The organism is Bradyrhizobium neotropicale (assembly GCF_001641695.1).
Lineage (GTDB): Bacteria > Pseudomonadota > Alphaproteobacteria > Rhizobiales > Xanthobacteraceae > Bradyrhizobium > Bradyrhizobium neotropicale.
Genome location: NZ_LSEF01000091.1, coordinates 97,647 through 116,797 on the forward strand (window position 1 = coordinate 97,647; position 19,151 = coordinate 116,797).

Consider the following 19,151-nt stretch of genomic DNA (forward strand, 5'->3'; position numbering starts at 1 on the left):
GGCTGGTCAGGCGCTGCGGCTGGTGCCGCTGGAGACGGCGCGCGCCGCGACGCGACCGGACGCGCCGTAGGGCGACACCGCCGCGATCTGCTCACGGATCGCCTGCATGACCGCCTCGATCCGGCGATTGCTGGCCTCGATCGCCGCGCGCAGGCGCACCAAGTTTTCGTCCATCGCTACGCGCAGCTTCAGTATCCGCTCCATCAACTGTTCGCGCAGCAGCCGGTCGCGCACGTGCAGGCTGGTCGTACCCGCAGCGCATTCGGCAACCGTGCGTTCGAACACCTCCGCCAGCCGGTTCTTCTCGTCGACCTGCTTCAGCCGCGAGGCCGGCAGGCCCTTGGCGAGCTCCGCATTCTCCTCCGCGACCAGCGCGGTCAGGTTGTCGATGAGCGCGATCAAGGATTTGATCCGTGCGTCACCTTCCGCGGCGCTCGTCCTCTTGGCTTGAGCTACAGTCATGGTCATCGCCTTCTTCTAATTGTGCCGCCGGCCGCGGCCGGCTTGCGAGTTGCGCAAGTAGGCACCGATCGCCGTCGCTCGGGTGGTTGCCTGCTTCATCTCGCCCTCGATCGCCGCGCATTCCCGCAGGAGACCGTGGCGGGTCGTCTCGATATCGTCGATCAGCGCGAGCAGCTGCTTGCGGTCGCTGCGCTCGACGGTAGCGGCGCGCGCCACCAGCCTGCGCAGCCGCCGCAGCAAGGCTTCGCCCGCGGCCTTTGCCGTCTCACCGCGCATCGCTCACCTCATCGCCGAGATCAGGGTGTCGTACATCTTGTTCACGGTCGAGATGACCTGCGAGGCGGCGGAATAGGCCTGCTGCGCCGAGATCATGCTCGAGAACTGGCTGCTGGTGTCGGTGGTCGAGGATTCCAGCTCGCTGCCGTAGACCGTGCCCGCGCCGTTCTCGCCGGAAGCCTGCAACGCGGCGTTCCCCGACGTCACGGTCGCCGAGTAGAGGCCGTCGCTAGCCGCCGACAGGCCATTCGGATCAGCGAACGTCGCCACGGCGATCTTGTAGATCGCAATCGTCTCGCCGTTCGAATAGGTGGCGTCGACCACGCCGTTCTTGCCAATCGACACGCTGGACAGCTTGCCGTAGGACAGGCCGTCCGAATTGATGCTGGTGACGTTGACGGACGGCGTCGTCTCGCCGGAAGCGTACTGCGTCAGCCCGTCGGTCTTGCCGGCAGTGCCGAGGTCGAGCGTGATCGAGCTGTCAGCGGCGCCGTCGGTCCAGCCCGTCACCGCGACGGTCGCGGGGCTCGGGCTGGTACTCTTCAGCGAGCCGTCGGTGTTGAAGCTGATGTCAACCGTACCGCTGACGCCGGTTGCGGTTGAGGTGCTGGTGCCCGACGCCGAGGTCGGCTTGGCAAAGCTTGCGCTCCAGGTGTTAGTGCCGGTCTTGGTCCAGGTGATCTGCATCGTATTCGCCGCGCCCAGCGAATCGTAGACCGTCATCGAACTGGTATAGGTGTTGCCGGTGGCGGCATCGGACGGCAGGTTGGCCGCGATCGTGGTCTTGGTGGTGGCGCTGCCGCTGGTCGAGGCGATCTGGGTGTTGATGGCCGAGAGGTTGCTCGCGGACTCGCTGCCGACGACGTTGCCATCCGCATCGGTGCGCCAGCCCTCGAGGTAGCTGCCGTTGTTCTCGAGATAGCCGGCATTGTCGATCGTGAAGGCGCCGTTGCGGGTGTAGGACGTGGTGCCACCCGAAGTGGCGCTGGTCACCACGAAGAAGCCCGAGCCCTGGATCGCAACGTCGGTGGCGTTAGAGGTCGCGGCAAGAAGGCCCTGCTGAGTGATGTTGGCGCGGCCGGAGACCGTGACGCCGCCCGAGGCATAGGAGGTCGCGTTGCTCGAGGCAGTGACGAGGTCGTCGAACATCGCCGACGTGGTCTTGTAGCCCGTCGTATCGGAGTTGGCGATGTTGTCGCTGATCATCGACAGGGACTGGCTCTGCGCGCTGAGCGCCGAGATCGCCGAGGACAGAGCACCGGTTAGACTCATGAGGAAGCTCCAGGGAAATCAGGACGTGAAATCAGGACGTGACGCCGATGATGTCGGCGGCGCTGACCGAGACGCCGTTCACGGTGAGCGAGGGCGTCGAGGTCGAGGTGTCGATGCCGGTCACCGTGCCGGTGACGGTCGTATAGTTGAGGACGGAGTTGCCGGCGGAATCTGTGGCAGTTACCGAGATGGTGTACTTGCCGCCGTCGGAGAGCTGGTTGCCGCTGGAGTCCTTGCCGTCCCAGGTGAAGGTGTTGGATCCGGCGCTCCCCGTTCCGGTGCCGGTCCACACCGTGTTGCCGGAAGAATCCTTGACGCTGATCGAGACGTTCGAGGCGGACGACGACAGCGAGTAGCCGAACGTCGCCGAGCCGTTGCTCAGCGTCGACGTATCAGTCTTCGCCTCGACGGTGTGGCCGATATAGTTCACCGAGTTGAGCGTCACGAGGCTCGAGAAAGAGCTCGACAGCGAAGAGAGATTGGAGTTGATCGACTGCTGCTGGCTGAAATTCGCGTAGGACGTGAGCTGATTGATGAAGTCGGTGGTCGAGGTCGCATTCAGCGGATCCTGGTTCTGGAGCTCGCTGACGAGCAGGCTCAGGAAGTCGCTCGACGTCAGCGACGACGAAGACGACGTGCTCGACGAGGACGTCGTGGTTGATGCTGTCGAGACGGAGCTCGTCGCGGAAACGGTCATCAAACACTCCGGTTCTCGTGCCGCCGGCCGTGACGATGTCGGCGGGCGGCTTGAAATCTCTGTGCTGATGAAACGCGTGAGCGTGCGAATTCAGGCGCGGATTTGCCCGCGCGAATGCGGCTTTCGACGCGGCAAGATCTGCCGTGCGCACGCGCCGCGTTCGGCACGCTGCATCAACGCAAGCAGGCCCAACTCCGATTTACGAAAAGCGTAAGTAGATCGAAGGAAACTCTCAGCTCCCGGCCGTCTCGCCTTCGGTGCGCGGCTCGGCGGCGTCGCTGTTCAATTTCTTGGCCGCGGCGGCGATGCGGTCGGCGAGGCCTCCCGGCGCCCGCACCGGGGGCGCTTCAAGCGCGCTACGCAAGGTGCGCGCCTCCTCCAGGAGCGACTGCGCGGCGGCGGAGCGGGCGAGCAGCTCTTCGGCGAGCAGGCGCCGATCATCGGGCCAGCGCGAAAGGTCCTCGCCCAGCCGATCGATCAGATCTTCAAACTCGGTGACGTCCATCGCCTGCCGGTCCCGTCTTCCCCGGGCCCGTCATAAAGCATTGCGAGCGCGGCGGAAACCGGATTTCCGCGAGTTCAGGCGCCAAAGGCGCCCGACGCACTACGGAATGCGCTCGAAACCGTGGTCCGAACGACTGCCGGGCCGGCGAGATGAGTTCGCTCAACGCTTGCCGGCCGAATCGGCCGAGGCAGCCTTGCCCCCCCGCACCGTCGCGTCGACCTGCTCCCAGGCCTCACGCAGCTCGGTCAAGCCGGCAATGATGCGCCGAAAACTCTCGCGCGCATGCGGCCGGCCATAGGCCTTCAGGCTCGCCAGGATGAGGGCATTGTAGGTCTGGAACAGCCGTTCGGCGACCGCCCCGCCCTTGGTGAAATCGAGATTGTGGCTGAGCCCGCGCAGGATCGCGGTCGCCTTCATCAGGTGCTCGTGTCCCTCCTCGAAGCGCCGCGCTTCCTGCGCCGCAAGCGACTTCTGCAGGAAGGTGATCGCGCCGCCGAGCAGCATCGATACCGCCTTCAGCGGCGGGACGGTGGTCGCGATTCCCCGATAGGCCTGATTGGCCATGTACGCCATCGGATTATGCATCATCAGTTACTCGAGCTGGAGTTGAGCAAGGCCTTGAGATAGGTGAGCGTGTTGTTGGCGCTCTCGATCGCGGCCTGGTAGTTCGCATATTGGGTCTGGAGCTGCGTCTGATAGGCGGTCGCGGCGCTCTCGATGTCGTCGACCTTCTGCTGAAGCACGTTGTCGCGATCCTGCAGGTTTGTGATCAAGGTCTGCAATGCACCCGAGCTCGAAGAGTAGGTCTTGGCGATCTGGTAGAGCTGCGTGGCAATGCCGGACGTCGAGGTCACCGTGATCGATTGCGACGTTGTCCCCGAATAGGTGAAGGCCATGCCGGCATAGGCCGTCCCGGCATTGCCGATGATGGTGGTGCCGCTGATCGTGAACAGCGAGGAGTCGCCGCCGACCGAGGCCGACGTGAGATTGCCGGAGGAATCCACGGTCAGGTCGAGCGTGAAGGATTGCGGCGAGGTTCCGGTGTTGACGACGCTGAGCTGGCTCGACGAAGCCTTGGTCTGCGCCGACAACAGCGTGGTGACCCCGCTCAAATTGGTGCTGAGGATTCCGGACAGCGTCGAGGTGTCGAGCTCGAGCTCGTTGTTCTCGTTGAAGGACAGGCCGAGGTCGGCCATGGTGAGCCCGCCCACGGTGCTGCTGAGCGCGTTCTGCAGCGCATCCATGATGTCGCGCATTGTGCCATCGCCGAACAGAACCGCGCTCGACGACGCCGTGCCGTCCGAAGCGGTCGCCTGCTGGGCCATCACCGCGTCGCGGAAGGTGTTGTAGTTGGTGACGAACGTCTCGACCGCGGATTCGATCTGGCTGGTGTCGGCCCCGATGCTGATGTTCAGCGTTGCTCCGTCGGGCGTCGCCTGGAGCAGGTTGAACGTCACACCGCTGAGAACGTCGGTGATGTCGTTGGTATCCCGGGTCATCGAGATGCCGTCGAGGGAGAACTCGGCCGCCTGTGCCTTCTGCAGGGCGTCGGTGAAGGCGCCGGAGCTGTCGGTCACCCCGAGCTTGTTCAGGATGTCGTCGCCGGAGGTGCTGGAATAGGTGATGTCGGCCGCATCCTCGGTTCCGGTCAGCACCATCTCGTAGGATCCGCTCGACACCTGGACGATCGAGGCCTGCACATTGGTGGTCGAGGTCTGGGCGTTGACGGCGTCGACGACGTCCTGGAGCGACATCGTGCTGGTGACGGTGATGTCGGCGGTGCTGCCGCTCCCAAGACCGAGCGAGAAGGTGCCGGAATAGCCGAGCGCGGCGGTCTGGCTCGATTGCGAGGTGCCGACCACCTTCTGCGCGGTGGCGATCTGGCTGATCGTCAGCGTGTGGCCGCCGGTCGCCGCGCCGTTGCTGACCGACATCGACAGCGCGGATGACGCGCTCACGTCGCCGGTCGAGCTGAGGGTCGCCGAACGGGTGGCAAAGGCGTTGGTCGCCAGCGAATTGACGACGGAGGTCGCGAGCGAGGAGAGCCCGCCGTAGAGCGTGGAAAGGTCGGTCTGGAGCGTCTGGTAGGCGGTGACCTTGGCCTCGTTGCTGGTGATCGTGGTCGAGATCGTGGTCGCCAGCTCGAGCTTGGCGTTCACCGCCGCGGTGATCAGCGCGCTCCAGTCGATGCTGGTCGACGTCGTCGTACCGGTCGTGGTCACCGAGGAGGCGCTCGAACTGGCCGAACTGGTCGTCGACGTGCTGCTGGTGCTCGAACTGACGCTGGTCACTTTGCTGCCCGCTCCATCCCGGTAAGAGCCGGGCCGGCATCAAGCCGACCCGGCATGACGGTCGTTAGGTCAGGCGTCTTAGCCGAGCAGCTTGAGCAGGTATTGCGGCATCTGGTTCGCCGCGGATTCGGCCGACACCGCGGCCTGCGTCTTCACTTCGGCCGAGGACAGCTTGGCCTGCTCGGCCGCGATGTCGACGTCCTTGATCGCGGAGTTCGCAGCCTGCAGGTTCTGGGTCTGGGTCGAGATCGAGTCGGAGGAGAAGTTGAACCGCGACTCCTGCGCGCCGATGCTGGCGCGAGCCGCGGAAACCGTATCGATCGCGGTGTCCAGCACGGTCAGTGCCGAGGTCGCATCCGACAGCGAGCTGACGTCGAGCGAAGAGACGCTGAGCGAAGACGCCGTGAGACTCGTCAGCTTGATCGTGATGGTGTCCGAGCCCGAAGAGCCGACCAGGACCGAGACGCCGGAGGAGAACACGCTGGAGCCATCGAGCAGACTCTGGCTGGAATAGCGGGTGCCGCTCGCGATCGAATCGATTTCGCTCGTGAGCTGCGTGAATTCCGAGTTGATATAGGCCCGGCTTGAATCGGTGGTGGTGCCCGACGCGGACTCCGAGGCCAGCGACTTCATGCGGGCCAGGATGTCGGAGATGTTCGAAGCGCCGCCGTCCGCGGTCTGCAGGATCGCAGTCGCCTGCGACGCGTTGGTCGCGGCCTGCTGCAGCGTGGTGACGTCCGACGAGATGCGGGTGGAGATCGCAAGGCCGGCAGCGTCGTCGGAGGCAGAAGTGATGCGCGAACCGCTCGACAGCTTGGAGAGCGAGCTGCTCTCCTGCGCGGAGTTGATATTGAGGTAGCGCACCGCGGAGTTCGCGGCAGTGTTGGTGTTAATTGCAGGCATTGAAGGCTCCTGTGCTGATGGGCATGGCGTGCCGCATCGTGGAAGACGATTGACGACGCGGACCGCAGCCCCGTCCGTTCGCTCAAACGACGGAGCGCAAGGAGATCAGGCGGGAAATTCTCCGAGAGCGGAATTTTATGGTTAGTAGTCGGTAAACGCGGTTCGGATGTCGCGTTCGTGCTTGCGCAGGAGCTGGCGAAGCTGCTGGCGGCCGCGCTTGAGCAGCGACTCCACCGCGGCGACCGTCGTGTCCATCACCTGCGCGATCTCGCCGTTGCTCATGTTCTCGTGGTAGGAGAGGATCACTGCGATGCGCTGCTGCTCTGGCAGGCGCTGCATCGCGAGCTCCAGCATGTCGTTCAGCTCGTTGCGCTCGATGATTTCAGCAGCATCCGGCTGGCCGTCGGCAACTTCCGGCACCGTCTCGACATTCTCGGTGCGCGGCTTGCGGCGCAGGTCGATGCAGCGGTTGGAGATGACGCGGTAAAGCCAGGTCGAGAATTTTGCGCGGCCGTGCTGCCAACGCCCGCGATGAGTCCAGATCTTGAGCATGGTGTCCTGCACCACGTCCTCGGCATCCGCCGCGTTGCCGATGATGCGCAGCGCGATCGCGTAGGCACGATCGATATGCCGCTCGACCAGCATCCGGAATGCAGCTTCATCACCGGTGGCAAGCCTGTCCAGGAGCTCGCTGTCCTCGTCGAAGACAACGTCGGCGACCGGCGGATTGTCGGGCGCGAGCGCCACTGAGGGCATCACCGGCACGGTCGCATCAGCCGACACCGTCGCCTCGGCGGGACCCCAGACATCAGCAGCGTAACTCATCCCGCAATCTCCAACCCGCAATGCCGGCGGCGCACATGCCACGCAGCTTCCACGCGTTGAACGCGACACCAGAACAATCCAGGCGGAGATTTTCTGAGTTTTTTCAAGATGTTATCCGGAATCTTTTGCCGGGCAACAGGCAATAATTGCCGACAGCACGCAAATGTCGCGCGTTCGTCCTGCAATCATCGACATCGTCTCGCACCATTGCGGATCATCGATCCCAAACAGATGTGTTCTCGAAAAACGCTTAGATTACGCGGCACCAGGTGATCGAACGGCACGCGCATCGCGCGCCTGAGGATCAATTGTGTCTGAGTGTAAACGGCCGCGAGACCGCTTCTTCACTCGGCAATTTTTTCCGAATCACCTTTTTCGAACCTAGCGATTTTTTTGAATCTGTCAGTCGCGACGAGCGCGATTTTGAATCGCGCGTGAACTTTTTTCGTCGTCGTGCCGCCTGAGTTCACTCACGCGCACGTTAATCGCGTGTTGGAAGGGGATTCTTGACATGACGATCGCGACAGTCGGCGCAAAATGTCGGACGCAAAATGTTTCTGCTTGGTCATTCGATGTTTTCGATACGTTTCTCGTTCGCGCCTGCACGACGCCAGATGGCGTATTTGAAAGGACTTACGAGCTATCCGGCGTTTCGCGCTCTTCTCCGGGTGTTTCCGCGAGTTTCGTTCAGCATCGAATCCAGGCCGAAGCGCGCGCACGCAAGGCTGCAAAGGACAAGCGCGGAGCGAGCGAAGTTCACGTCACCGAGATCTATTCCTATTTTCCGTTCAGGCTGTTCGGCCTCGAACGCCGTGACCTGAACGATCTGGTCGATGCCGAGTTCGACGCGGAGCTCGCGCTCTGCCGTGCCAATCCCGACATGCTGCGGCAATATCTGGACATGAAGCGCGCCGGCCATTGCGTCGGATTCATCTCCGACACCTATTGGGATTCCGAACGGCTGGCGCAGCTGTTGCGGGCTTGCTGGCCCGGCCTGACCTGGGATTTCCTCTACGCCTCCTGCGACCATGGCAGCAGCAAGAGCGAAGCCCTGTTCGCGAAATACCTGTCCGAGCAAGGCATCGATGCAGCCGCCTCCTTTCACGTCGGCGACAACGAGAAGGCCGACATCAGGGGCGCGCGGCGCCACGGCATTCGTCCGCGCTACTATCCACAGGCCACGCCGCGGCTGGCGTCGATCTTTCAACGCGAGACCGCGCTGTTCGAATTGCTCTGCCAGAACGCGCCGTCGCGGCTCGATGATGGCGCGCGTACCTTGCGACGCATGGTGGCAGCGGGCAGCGCCGAGAAGTCTCCCGCATTCCATCTGGGACTCACCATCCTCGGCCCGGTGATGACGGCTTTCGACGCCTTTGTGGCGAGACGATGCAAGGAGGTCGGGGGCCCGGCCCGGCAGGTTGCCCTCGGCTTCCTCGGCCGCGACGGCTTCCTGTCGCACCGGATCTGGCAGGGCCTGAACGGCACGGCCTCGGCCTATCTCGAGATCAATCGCCGCGTCAGCCTGATCGCCTCGGCCGACACGATCGACCCGCTCGTCGATCTCCTCAGCAAGGTCTTCAAGATCGATGCGACGACGTTCCACGACATGATGAAGATCACGTCGCCGGAAGTCGTCGCGTTCTTTGCGAGGTTTCCCGGCGGAATCGCTACTGGCGAAGAGCTCGCAGCCGCCCTTCCCGACCTGATGGACGCCGGTGAAATCGTCGCGCTCGCCGGGGCCTTGCGCAGGCGCTTGCTCGCTTATCTCCGTTACGCAATCCCGGGCTTTGACGACTGCACCGATCTCGTGCTCGCCGATCTCGGCTATTCCGGCAGCGTGCAGAAGGCGCTGCGCCGCGTCTTCGACCAGGAGGGCATCAAGGTCCGCCTGCACGGCGCCTATCTGATCTCCCTCGACGACGCCTTTGACGATATCGCCGAAGAGGACAGTGTGGAAGGCTTCATCTCCGACCTCGTAATCACGCCGCATGCCAAGCGCATGCTGAGCCGCAACGTCGCACTGCTGGAGCAGGCCTGCTGCTCGGCCGACGGCTCGGTGCGGGACTACGAGGGCGGCACGGTGCTGCGTGAGATCAATCCGCGTCCCGCAAGCCAGATCGCGCTTGCCGCGGAGATTCAGGCCGGCGCACTGGCCTTTGCGGAGAGCGCCGTGGGCGTCGCGGCCAATTACGGTCTGCATCCCTACGCCGCACCCGACGTCGCCGCGCGCTGGAGCGCGGCGACGCTGGCGCGGCTCCTGCTGCTGCCCGATGAGGACGAACTGGCGCTGCTCGGCGGATTGAAGCACGACGTCAACCTCGGCACACATGCGCTGGCGCCGATGCTCGACAGCCGCTTCGTCTGCGACCAGATCACCGCGCGCGGCCTCTCGGCCGCCTGCGCGTCGGCCGCGCCGCCGATGTGGCTCGCGGGCAGCTTCGCGCGCCTGTCGCCGTCCTACGGCTATCTCTATGTGCTGTTCGGCGCCAATCGCCTGCCCGCCGACGTCTTCGAGGAACGCCCCTGTGGCTCGGTTCAGGTCGGATTGTTCCGCGCCGGCGGCGATGCGGCACTTGAGACAGTCACCATCTATCGCACCGGACTCGGCGAGCTGCGTTTGCGCATTCCCCTGTCTCGCACCATGGCAATCAGCATGATTGCCTTGCCGCTGGCGAAATTCGCGCCCCAAGGCCTTCTCCATCGCGTGACTGTCCAGCAAGGCGAGGATGTTCGCGACGCCGCCGAGAGCCAGGACGTGATCGGCATCGCCGACGCCAGCCTGGTCTACGCCGGCATCCAGCGGACCGGCGAGCATTATCGCGCCGAGACCGAGGACGGCTGCCTGCTGATCCCGGTCGCTCCGATGACGAAGGACATCGCGGTCTATTCCGTGGCGATCGCGCCGCTCGGCACCAGCTCCAAATAGTCCGCCTGATCGCGCCGCCCCGGTCGTTGAAGTCCATGGGCTAAGAAAAGCGCCGATCCGACCCGGCGCGAGGGGACACGGAATTGACGGACGAGACGCACGCAAATCTTGATCGCCTGCTGCAAGCCGGCGGCATCCAGCTTGGCCGGGCCCAGCGCGATCGCCTGACCTGGCTGGTCGGGCAATACGGTGCGCCGACGCTCGACGCCAACCTTGAGGGACGGCACGGCGGCCTCATCCTCCTGAAGGAACTGCCGAGCGGCGCCGCGGCCGAGTTGTTGTACCGCGCGCTTACCCCTGCCAGCGCCGTCGTCATTCCCGGGAGCGAGAGTCCCGGCTTCGATTTCCTCAAGTCCAAGCTGACCGAGTTCGGCACCGTCGGCCCCTGCGGCGCGGACGGCCCGCATGAAATATGGTGGGGCGGTATCGGCTGGTCGAAATTCCTGACCGCCGCTGATGCCTCCGCCGCCCGGCCGCGCATCGTCTCCTGTTATCCGCGCGGCGGCGGCGAGAATATTTCCTCAGGCTTGAGGCAATCGCTCGAGCGCCTGCGCCTCGACAGCCATATCGAGGCAATCGGGACCCAGTTTGACGACCGCATCCTCTGCTTCGAGAAGGCCGAGTTCATGGTGCGGATGTGGAACAAATATCGCGAACCGCTGCTTTTCGTCGAAGCCGGCGCCGTGTTGCGCGAGCTGCCGCTGCTGCCGTCCTTCCTCCGTTGCGACGTCGCGCTCCACAAGTGGAACCGCTGGGAGATGTCGGCGCGTACGCTCTATCTCGGCCGCACCGCGCACGCCGAACTGCTGCTGCGCGCCTGGCAGCAGCTCGCCGCGTCCTATCCCGCGGTCTGGGAGGGCTATCTGCTCGACCAGGCCTGGAGCCTGACCTCGTCGCAGGTGCCGCTCGACACCGTATGGCTGCCGCGATCCTATCACGCGCTGAAAGGCGATCTCGGCGCGAGCCGCGCCGTGATCCTGCACGATCAGCAAACGACGACGCTGGAGCTCGGGCCCGATCCCGGTTTCGCCGGCCTCGTGCGCACCGCCCGCCGCGCCGGCCGCACCGGCGCTCGCGACGCCTTCATGGTGATGACCTCGAAAGCTACGACTGGCAACGGCATCGCCGTGATCTTGCGCGACATCGCGGCCAGCGACGCGACCGCGGTTGCGGCGACGGTCGAAGCCGTGACCGGCGCCTATGCCGCCGACTGCGGCGGGTACGGCCGGTTCGAGCTGTCGCTGTGCGCCTGGCAGGAGGATGTCGGCGCCGCGCGCGAAGCCGCCGCCCTGGCGCGCTACCGCATCCTGGAGATCGCCCCGGGGCAGAAGATCGCCAACGATTTCTTCGCCGCGCACGCATCCGACGATGCGGTCATGACCGCGCGCCATCTTTTCCCCTGACGGACGACACACGATGCTGAAAACCATCATCCTGCTTACCGACACTGTGCAACAGCAGCAGCCGCTGGCCAACCTGCTCCGGGAGCACAATCGCGATCTGGCCTTCTGCTCGGCGCTCCGCGCCCAGGACCTCGCCGCGATCTCCCCAGAGGTGCTGCGCGATGCCCGCCTGGTGTCCTTTGCCAACGACATCGCCGTCTCCGAGAAATTCCTGCTCCAGCTCGGCCATGGTGCCTACAAGTTCTACACCGCACCGACGCAATATCCGGGCCTGCCGCCAGCGCCCGACGAGAACGACGACGATCCGCGCTGCGTCTCCGTGGTCGCGCAGTCGATGACGATCTGGCCGGATTTCAGGAAGGTAGTCGGGCTCGAGACCCTGACGATTCCGGAAGGAACGGCCGTCGCCGAGCGCGACCGGCTGGTGTTTTCGCGGCTCGCCCATCTGTTCTGGCGGATGTCCGGCATGATCGCGGGCGACGCTGCGGATCTGCCTGGCATCATCGAATCCGATGAGAGCCAGCGTCCTTCACTTGCGATGATGAACTGACGCCGCCAGCGCATCGCGGTGCTCGGGCGCCGCGATCGCGATCATGCGGCGCGCACGCTCGGCAAGGCCGCAGCTGCGCAGCTCCGCGACGCCCCATTCGGTGACGATAGCATCGACGTCGGCGCGCGGCGTCGTCACGGTCTCGACATTGACGACGATGCGGCTGGTGCCGTCGGACGCAGTCGCCGGCAGCGCGATGATCGCCCTGCCCCCATTGGATGCATTGGCGCCGCGCACGAAATCGAGCTGCCCGCCGATCGCACCAATCGCGACGCCATTGAGCGTCTCGGAATTGACGGCGCCATCGAGCCCGACCTGGAGTGCCGAGTTGATCGCAACCAACCGGTTGATCCGCGCCAGCACATTTTGACCGTGCGTGTAGGACGTCGGCCGCACCGCGACCGCCCGGTTCTGATGCACGAAGCGGTAGAGCCGCTGCGTGCCGATCACTTGGTTGGTGACGGTGATCCCGGCGTCGATGCCCTTGTCCGCATTGGTCACCGCGCCGCGCTCGATCAGATCGACCACGGCGTCGTTGATCAGGCCGGAATGGATACCGAGGTTGCGCGCGTGGGAGAGCGAGGACAGGATCGCGTCCGGGACCCGCCCCACCCCGAACTGGAGCGTGCTGCCGTCGGCAATCAGGCTCGCCGCATGCGCCGCGATCTGCCGCGAGACGTCGTCGAGCGGCGTCGACGGCAACTCGACCGGCACACGCCGGGCCGCCACCCGCATATGGATCGGCACGTCCGCGGGCCATTCCGCGCCGAATGTAAAGGGTGCATCCGGATTGATCTCGGCGATGACGAGGCGCGCGCCGCGCGCGGCATCGATGACATAGTCGTTGGAGAGGCTCGCGCTCAGCCGGCCGTCGGCGGCTTCTGCGAGCTGCACGAGCACCACGTCGGCGCGGTGGCGGCGCGCGGCGAAGTCGGCGCAGAAGGCGCTGTAGTTGCTCGGAATGACCTCCAGCCGCCCGGCTTTCGCGAGCCGCCGCGCATTGCCGATCACGCCATAGCTTTGGAACGAGACGTTGGGCGCGCAAGTGGAGAACGTCTCCGAGAACAGCGGCCCGACCATCATGCAGAAGGGCGGCAGATGCGCCGCCTGCGTCACCAGCGTTTCGGTCAGCGTGACCGGCTCCGCGGTCGCCTGCCCGCACACGACGAGACCGCCGTCCCGGATCAGGCCGGTGAAATCGATCGGCGCTGCGTCACCTGGCATCGTGGGCTAGTCCATCGGCGCAAGGTGCGTGGAGGACTCACTCAACAGCGTGCGCAGCTCCGTCTTCACGATCTTGCCGTAGCTGTTCTTCGGCAGCTCACCGGTGAGATAATAGTGCTTCGGCCGCTTGAAGCGCGCGATCCAGGCGTTGCAGATCTGGTCCAACTCGTCGCGCGTCACGGTCTTGCCAGCGACGGGAACGACGACGGCCACGACCTCCTCGCCCCATTCCGGATGCGGACGGCCGATCACCGAAACTTCGGCGACGGCCTCGTGCCGCAGCAATACTTCCTCGACCTCGCGCGGATAGATGTTGGTGCCGCCGGAGATGATGACGTCCTTGGAGCGGTCCTTCAGTGTGAGGAAGCCGTCGGCGTCGAACGCGCCCATGTCGCCAGTATAGAGCCAGCCGTCACGCAGCGTATTCGCGGTGGCCTCCGGATTCTGCCAATAGCCGGACATCACGGTATCGCCGCGCACGATGATCTCGCCGATCTCGCCCGGCGCGACGTCCCGCCCGGCTTCGTCCACGGTGCGGACCTGCACCACGCCCTGCGCAATGCCGACCGATGCTAGGTGCTCCTCATGGCGCGGATGCCCGGAATCGACATGCTTCGACTTGGGCAGATAGGTGATGGTCATCGGCGTCTCGCCCTGACCATAGATCTGCGCAAGTTTTGGTCCGAACGCCGAGAGCGCGGCCTTGCAATCGGCGACATACATGGGACCACCGCCATAGATGATGGTCTTCAGCCCCGGCGCGCTCGCGCCCGCCGCTTTCGCGGCAACCGTCAGGCGCCGCACCATGGTGGGTGCAGCGAAGAAGGAGATGCCGTCGCGCTTTGCCGTCAGCTCGAGGATCTCGTCCGGTTCGAAGCGGCCGCTCTCGGGAATGATCTGTGCCCCCATGCCGAACACATGCGGCACCATATAGAGGCCGGAGCCGTGCGACATCGGCGCCGCATGCAGCAGCGCCTCGCCGGGCACAATCGGGTTGATCTCGGCGAGATAGTTCAGCGCCATGGCCAGCAGGTTGCGGTGGCTCAGCACCGCGCCCTTCGGCCGCCCGGTGGTGCCGCTGGTGTAGAAGATCCAGGCAGGGTCGGTGATCGCGACATCGGCAATCGCAATGCCATCGGTCCTCTCAAGGCCGCGATGCTCGGCTGAGCCGATCTCGATGATGCGTGGCTTGCCTGCGCCAAGCGCCAAGGCCTCCGACGCGACGCCTGCCATGTCCTCGGTCACGAACACGACCGCGACGCCCGAATTGTCCAGAATGAACGCGACCTCGCGCGGATGCAGCTTTGCATTGATGGGAACGGCAACCAGCCCGGCATGCCAGCACGCATAGAGGCAGGCGACATAGTCCGGCGCGTTCTTCATCAGCAGCGCGACGCGATCGCCCTTGGCAAGACCAAGACGCTGTTGCAGCGAGGCGGCCAGCGAGGCCACCGTCACGGCGAGCCGGCCGTAATCGGCAACCGGCGTCAATCCTTTGAGCAGCGCCGGCGCGTATGGGTCGGCTTTGGCGGCACGCAGCAGATGTTGAGCAAGGTTCATGGCGATCCGGCCAAACAGTGCGCGGGCAAGATTAGTACGACTTGGCCAGCCCGAGCACTTTTTCTGCGATGAAGCTGAGTGCGAGCTGCGGGCTGACCGGCGCGATGCGCGGGATCAGGATCTCGCGCAGATAACGCTCGACGTGAAATTCCTTGGCATAGCCGAAGCCGCCATGGGTCATCACCGCCTGCTCGCAGGCCGAGAAGCCGGCCTCGCCCGCGAGATATTTTGCGGCATTGGCGGCAGCCCCACAGGACATGCCCTTGTCGTACTGCCAGGCCGCCGACATCACCATCAGCCAGGCGGCCTCGAGCTCGACCCAGTTGACCGCGAGCGGATGCTGGATGCCCTGGTTCTTGCCGATCGGACGATTGAACACCACGCGCGTCTTGGCGTACTCGGTCGCGCGCGAGAGCGCGAGCTTGCCGAGCCCCACCGCCTCGGCCGCGATCAGGATGCGCTCGGGGTTCATGCCTTCCAGGATGTATTCGAACCCGCGGCCTTCTTCGCCAATGCGGTCTTCCATCGGGATCTCGAAATCCTCGAAGAACAGCTCGTTGGAATCGACGATCTTGCGGCCCATCTTCTCGATCTCGTGGACCTTGATCTTGTTGCGGTCGAAATCGGTGTAGAACAGGCTGAGGCCGTGGGTGGGCGAGCGCACCTCTTCCAGCGGCGTGGTACGCGCCAGCAGCAGGATTTTGTGCGCGACCTGCGCGGTAGAGATCCACACCTTCTGACCGTTGACGATGTAGCGGTCGTTCTTGGCGACCGCGCGGGTCTTGAGCTGGGTAGTGTTGAGTCCGGTGTTGGGCTCGGTGACGGCGAAGCACGCCTTCTCGCGGCCCTCGACCATCGGCGGCAGCATGCGCTTGCGTTGCTCCTCGGTGCCGAACACGACGACCGGGTTGAGCCCGAACACGTTGATGTGCACGGCGGAGGCGCCGGACATGCCCGCACCGGACTCCGCAATCGTGCGCATCATGATCGCGGCCTCGGTGATGCCAAGCCCGGAGCCGCCATATTCCTCCGGCACACAGATGCCGAGCCAGCCGGCATCGGCCAGCGCCTTGTGAAAGTCGTGCGGGAAGCCGCCGTCGTGGTCCTTCTTCAGCCAGTAGGCATCGGGAAAGCCTTCGCAGATCTTGGCGATGGCGTCGCGAATGGCCTCCTGCTGATCGGTGAGCGCGAAATCCATGATTGGTCTCCTTTTCTGGAGGCTCGTTGAGCGCTAGCGCCCCATCTGCGAGGGCAGCCAGAGAATGATCGAGGGAAACGCCACCAGGATCGCGATCGCGATCAGGTGTGCGATGAAATGCGGGAAGGTGCCGTGGAACACCTCCGCCACCGGCCGCTTGGCATAGCGGGCGACGATGAAGCAATTGAGCCCGACCGGCGGCGTGATCATGCCGACCTCGGCGGTGACGATCTTGATCACGCCGAACCAGATCGGATCGAAGCCGAGCGTCTTGATCAGCGGCAGCACGATCGGCACCGTCAGCACCAGGATCGCGATCTGGTCCATGAAGGAGCCGAGTACGATGTAGCCGCACAGGATCAGGGTGATGATCACCCAGCGCGAGGTCGGCAAGCTACCGATCCAGGCGACAAGGTCCTGCGTCACATGGGTAAGCGTGAAGAAGTAACCGAAGATCGAGGCTCCGACCAGGATCATGATGATCATGCAGGTGCCGTGACAGGCGCGCAGCAGCGTCTTGTAGAGCGTGCTCGGCGTGATCTTGCCCTTGACGATCGCGAGCAGGAAGGCGCCGAAGGCGCCGAAGGCCGAGGCTTCCGTCGGCGTCGCCACGCCGAGATAGATCGTACCCGTCACGATCGAGAACAGCACCACCATCGGCGAGACCTGCCACAGCAGCGCAAACTTCTCGCGCCACGGCACCGACTTCGCGGCCGGGGCGCGCGAGGGATCCTGCCAGACCAGGAAGTAGATCGTGGCCATGATGGTGATGGTGACGAGGATCGCGGGGATGATGCCGCTGATCAGGAGCTTGCCGATGTTCACCTCGGCCAGCAGGCCGAAGATGACCAGCGCCACGCTGGTCGGCAGCAGCATCGACAGCGTGCCGGAGATCGCGACGACACCAGCCGCCATCTTCGGCTCGTAGCCCTGGCGGATCATCGCCGGCAGGCTGGTAGAGGACAGCGTCGCGGCCGAGGCCGTCGAGGTGCCGCAGATCGCGCCAAAGCCGGCGCCGGCGAGCGCCGTAGCCATGCCAAGGCCGCCGGGAACGCGGCCGACCCAGGCGGATGCCGTCTTAAACAGATCATCCGCGACGCCCGACAGCAGCACGAGGTCCGCCATCAGCAGGAACATCGGGATGGTGATGAGCTCGTAGGAGGAGACGGTCGACAGCGGCGCTGTCTGCAAAATGCCTGACAAGGTCGCAAAGCCGCCGACCATGACGAGGCCGACCGAGCCTGCGAAGGCCATCGCGAAGCCGACGGGCGTGCCGAGCGCGAGCAGGGCAAAGAGAAGGGCGAGAACGATCAGAGGAGTCATGAGTGCCCGCCGCTATTCGAAGGTTCGCGCTTCGCCGACGCCGGTGACCGGCGGCAACGGATAGAGATCGCGCCCGCTGAAGAGGCTCAGCACATTGCCGATGAGCTGCAGCGCCAGCCGCAGCACCAGCACGCCACAGCCGAACGGCACCAAGGCCGCAGAGATCCAGGTCGGCCAGGGAATCGCGCCCGAGAGAACGTCGTGCTGCTCGTAGTTCTCCAGCGCGCGCTCGAAGCCGACCTTGCAGATCAGGACGAACACGAACAGACCGGTCAGCGCGGTGATGATCTCGGACAGCCGTCGCCCTGCCGGCGAGAAATGCGACACGAGAATGTCGACGCCGACATGCGCATGCTCGCGCAAGCCGTCCGACAGCGTGAAGAAGAACACCCCGGCGAGAAGATAGAGCCCGATCAGGTCATAGGTGAAGGAGAACGGCTGGTTCAGCACGTAGCGCATGAACACGTCGGTCACGACCAGTACCATGATCACGAACAGGAACACCACCGCGATCACCGTCAGCGCGCGCTCCAGCGCGCCGAGCACATCTCCCGCTTGCTTGATCACCTCTGGCGCCTCCTTGTTGGTGTCGTGCTATCAGTTCTTCGCGCCGCCGGAAGCGAGCAAGCCTTCGAACTCCTTCAGCGCGGCGGATGCCTGCTTGCCGCGGCTGTCGAGACCGCTGGCCCATTCCTGGCCGACGCCCTTCAGCTTGTCCTTCATCTCGGCGCGCGTCGCCTCCGGCAGAGGATCGAAGCTGACGCCCTCGTCCTGGAGATGTTTCTTGGTCGTCTCCGTTTCCTTGTCGACCTGAGCGCAGGCAGTCGGCTCGATCGCATCGGAGGCCTCATTCATGGCCTTCTTCACGTCGTCGGGCAGCTTGTCCCAGACCGACTGGTTGATGGAATAGGCAACGATGAAGCTGCCGAAGCTGACGCCTTCGGTGGCGTGCTTGACCAGCTTGTCGAGACCATAGGCGACGACGCTTTCCATCGGGAAGAGCAGACCGTCCATCGTGCCGCGCGACAGCGACTCATAGGCGTCAGGCGCGGCCATGCGCACCGGCACGGCGCTGAGCGCGCGCAGCGTCAGGTCCTGCGCGCCACCGGTGGTGCGCAGCTTCAGGCCCTGCATGTCCTTCGTCGTCTCGACCTTCGCCTTGGCGGTCCACACCTGATAGGGCGGCAGCACCACGGCCAACAATAGCTTGATCTTGTTCGGCGCATATTCCTGCTTGGCGAGAATGCCCTCGCGCGCGGTCTTCCAGTAGGCGATCGTGCCTTCGCAGCTCGTGGCGAACGCGCCCGGCAATTGCGCGACTTCCGACAGCGGCATCTTGTCGGAGACATAGGACGGCCCGATGTAGCCGATGTCGACAACGCCCGACTGGGTCAGCCGCAGCATGTCCGCCGCTTTGCCGATCTGCTGGTTCGGATAATAGGTGAAGGTCACCGCGCCTTTGGTGCGCTTGGTAACGTCGTCCATCCAGGGCTTGAGCATCAGGCGGACGAGATAGTGGCCGGCGGGGAAGGAGTCGGCGACCTTCAGCTCCAGCGCCTGCGCCGACATCGTCGAGACCGGCAGCGAAAGCGCGAGCGCCGAGACAGCCCAGACCAGATTCCTCTTCATTTGCTTCTCCTTGACGCGTTCCCGTGCCGAGCGCGGCAGCCCGCTGCTGCCGGCCGCCAGGCCCTCGTTTCATTTCTTGCTTGAGGAAAATGTACATATATGTGAAT

The 19,151-nt window shown here is 64.6% G+C and carries 19 protein-coding genes; 4 read left to right on the forward strand and 15 right to left on the reverse strand.

What is annotated here, in order from left to right:
* Positions 1-6: 6 nt before the first annotated feature.
* The 7 genes from AXW67_RS31415 to fliD all read right to left on the reverse strand — a co-directional run bounded on the left by AXW67_RS31415 (position 7) and on the right by fliD (position 5,434).
* Complete coding sequence (locus AXW67_RS31415) at positions 7-462, reverse strand: flagellar protein FlgN (RefSeq protein WP_430648740.1); 456 nt, start codon at positions 460-462, stop codon at positions 7-9.
* A 15-nt stretch (positions 463-477) separates the two neighbouring features.
* Positions 478-738, reverse strand: a complete 261-nt coding sequence (locus AXW67_RS31420) for a hypothetical protein (protein WP_027556719.1) — start codon at positions 736-738, stop codon at positions 478-480.
* A gap of 3 nt (positions 739-741) precedes the next feature.
* A complete protein-coding gene (gene flgE, locus AXW67_RS31425) occupies positions 742-2,010 on the reverse strand; it encodes a flagellar hook protein FlgE (protein ID WP_063681044.1) in 1,269 nt (422 codons plus the stop codon).
* 31 nt (positions 2,011-2,041) lie between these two features.
* Complete coding sequence (locus AXW67_RS31430; RefSeq protein WP_063681045.1) at positions 2,042-2,707, reverse strand: flagellar hook assembly protein FlgD; 666 nt, start codon at positions 2,705-2,707, stop codon at positions 2,042-2,044.
* Positions 2,708-2,939: 232 nt separating this feature from the next.
* The gene (locus AXW67_RS31435) at positions 2,940-3,212 is read right to left on the reverse strand and encodes a hypothetical protein (protein ID WP_063681046.1); all 273 of its coding nucleotides are present in this window, start codon (positions 3,210-3,212) and stop codon (positions 2,940-2,942) included.
* Between the two features lie 159 nt (positions 3,213-3,371).
* Complete coding sequence (locus tag AXW67_RS31440) at positions 3,372-3,800, reverse strand: flagellar export chaperone FliS (protein WP_063681047.1); 429 nt, start codon at positions 3,798-3,800, stop codon at positions 3,372-3,374.
* Positions 3,800-5,434 carry a flagellar filament capping protein FliD gene (gene fliD, locus AXW67_RS31445; RefSeq protein WP_245315781.1) on the reverse strand — a complete coding sequence of 545 codons (1,635 nt, stop codon included), beginning with the start codon at positions 5,432-5,434 and terminating at the stop codon, positions 3,800-3,802. Before fliD ends, AXW67_RS31440 begins: the two co-directional genes overlap by 1 nt.
* Between fliD and AXW67_RS44480 the strand changes: the two genes are divergently transcribed.
* Positions 5,361-5,528 (forward strand): hypothetical protein, encoded by a 168-nt coding sequence (locus AXW67_RS44480; protein WP_245315784.1) that lies wholly within the window; start codon positions 5,361-5,363, stop codon positions 5,526-5,528. The two genes, fliD and AXW67_RS44480, sit on opposite strands and share 74 nt — an antisense overlap.
* Positions 5,529-5,581: 53 nt before the next feature.
* On the opposite strand, the gene AXW67_RS31450 is transcribed toward AXW67_RS44480, so the two are convergent.
* Entirely contained in the window at positions 5,582-6,406 is an 825-nt protein-coding gene (locus tag AXW67_RS31450; protein WP_027556714.1) for a flagellin, read from the reverse strand.
* A 141-nt stretch (positions 6,407-6,547) separates the two neighbouring features.
* On the reverse strand, positions 6,548-7,231 hold the full coding sequence (locus tag AXW67_RS31455; RefSeq protein WP_063681049.1) for an RNA polymerase sigma factor: 684 nt from the start codon (positions 7,229-7,231) through the stop codon (positions 6,548-6,550).
* Between the two features lie 511 nt (positions 7,232-7,742).
* On the opposite strand from AXW67_RS31455, the gene AXW67_RS31460 reads away from it, so the two are divergent.
* From AXW67_RS31460 to AXW67_RS31470, 3 genes are all read left to right on the forward strand, one after another.
* Entirely contained in the window at positions 7,743-10,157 is a 2,415-nt protein-coding gene (locus AXW67_RS31460) for a hypothetical protein (RefSeq protein ID WP_063681050.1), read from the forward strand.
* 83 nt (positions 10,158-10,240) lie between these two features.
* The gene (locus tag AXW67_RS31465; protein ID WP_063681051.1) at positions 10,241-11,560 is read left to right on the forward strand and encodes a hypothetical protein; all 1,320 of its coding nucleotides are present in this window, start codon (positions 10,241-10,243) and stop codon (positions 11,558-11,560) included.
* Positions 11,561-11,573: 13 nt separating this feature from the next.
* On the forward strand, positions 11,574-12,110 hold the full coding sequence (locus AXW67_RS31470) for a hypothetical protein (RefSeq protein WP_063681052.1): 537 nt from the start codon (positions 11,574-11,576) through the stop codon (positions 12,108-12,110).
* Here AXW67_RS31470 and AXW67_RS31475 read toward each other — a convergent pair.
* Genes AXW67_RS31475 through AXW67_RS31500 form a run of 6 tightly spaced genes read right to left on the reverse strand, consistent with a single transcriptional unit; the run spans position 12,090 to position 19,044 of the window.
* Positions 12,090-13,334 (reverse strand): acetyl-CoA hydrolase/transferase family protein, encoded by a 1,245-nt coding sequence (locus AXW67_RS31475; protein WP_063681053.1) that lies wholly within the window; start codon positions 13,332-13,334, stop codon positions 12,090-12,092. The genes AXW67_RS31470 and AXW67_RS31475 overlap by 21 nt on opposite strands.
* A gap of 6 nt (positions 13,335-13,340) precedes the next feature.
* A complete protein-coding gene (locus AXW67_RS31480) occupies positions 13,341-14,894 on the reverse strand; it encodes a class I adenylate-forming enzyme family protein (RefSeq protein ID WP_063681054.1) in 1,554 nt (517 codons plus the stop codon).
* 31 nt (positions 14,895-14,925) lie between these two features.
* The gene (locus AXW67_RS31485) at positions 14,926-16,092 is read right to left on the reverse strand and encodes an acyl-CoA dehydrogenase family protein (protein WP_063681055.1); all 1,167 of its coding nucleotides are present in this window, start codon (positions 16,090-16,092) and stop codon (positions 14,926-14,928) included.
* 33 nt (positions 16,093-16,125) lie between these two features.
* Entirely contained in the window at positions 16,126-17,415 is a 1,290-nt protein-coding gene (locus tag AXW67_RS31490) for a TRAP transporter large permease (RefSeq protein ID WP_063681056.1), read from the reverse strand.
* Between the two features lie 12 nt (positions 17,416-17,427).
* Positions 17,428-17,982, reverse strand: coding sequence for a TRAP transporter small permease (locus AXW67_RS31495; protein ID WP_027556705.1), 555 nt, complete (start codon positions 17,980-17,982; stop codon positions 17,428-17,430).
* Between the two features lie 30 nt (positions 17,983-18,012).
* Positions 18,013-19,044 (reverse strand): TRAP transporter substrate-binding protein, encoded by a 1,032-nt coding sequence (locus AXW67_RS31500; protein ID WP_063681057.1) that lies wholly within the window; start codon positions 19,042-19,044, stop codon positions 18,013-18,015.
* Between the last annotated feature and the right edge of the window lie 107 nt (positions 19,045-19,151).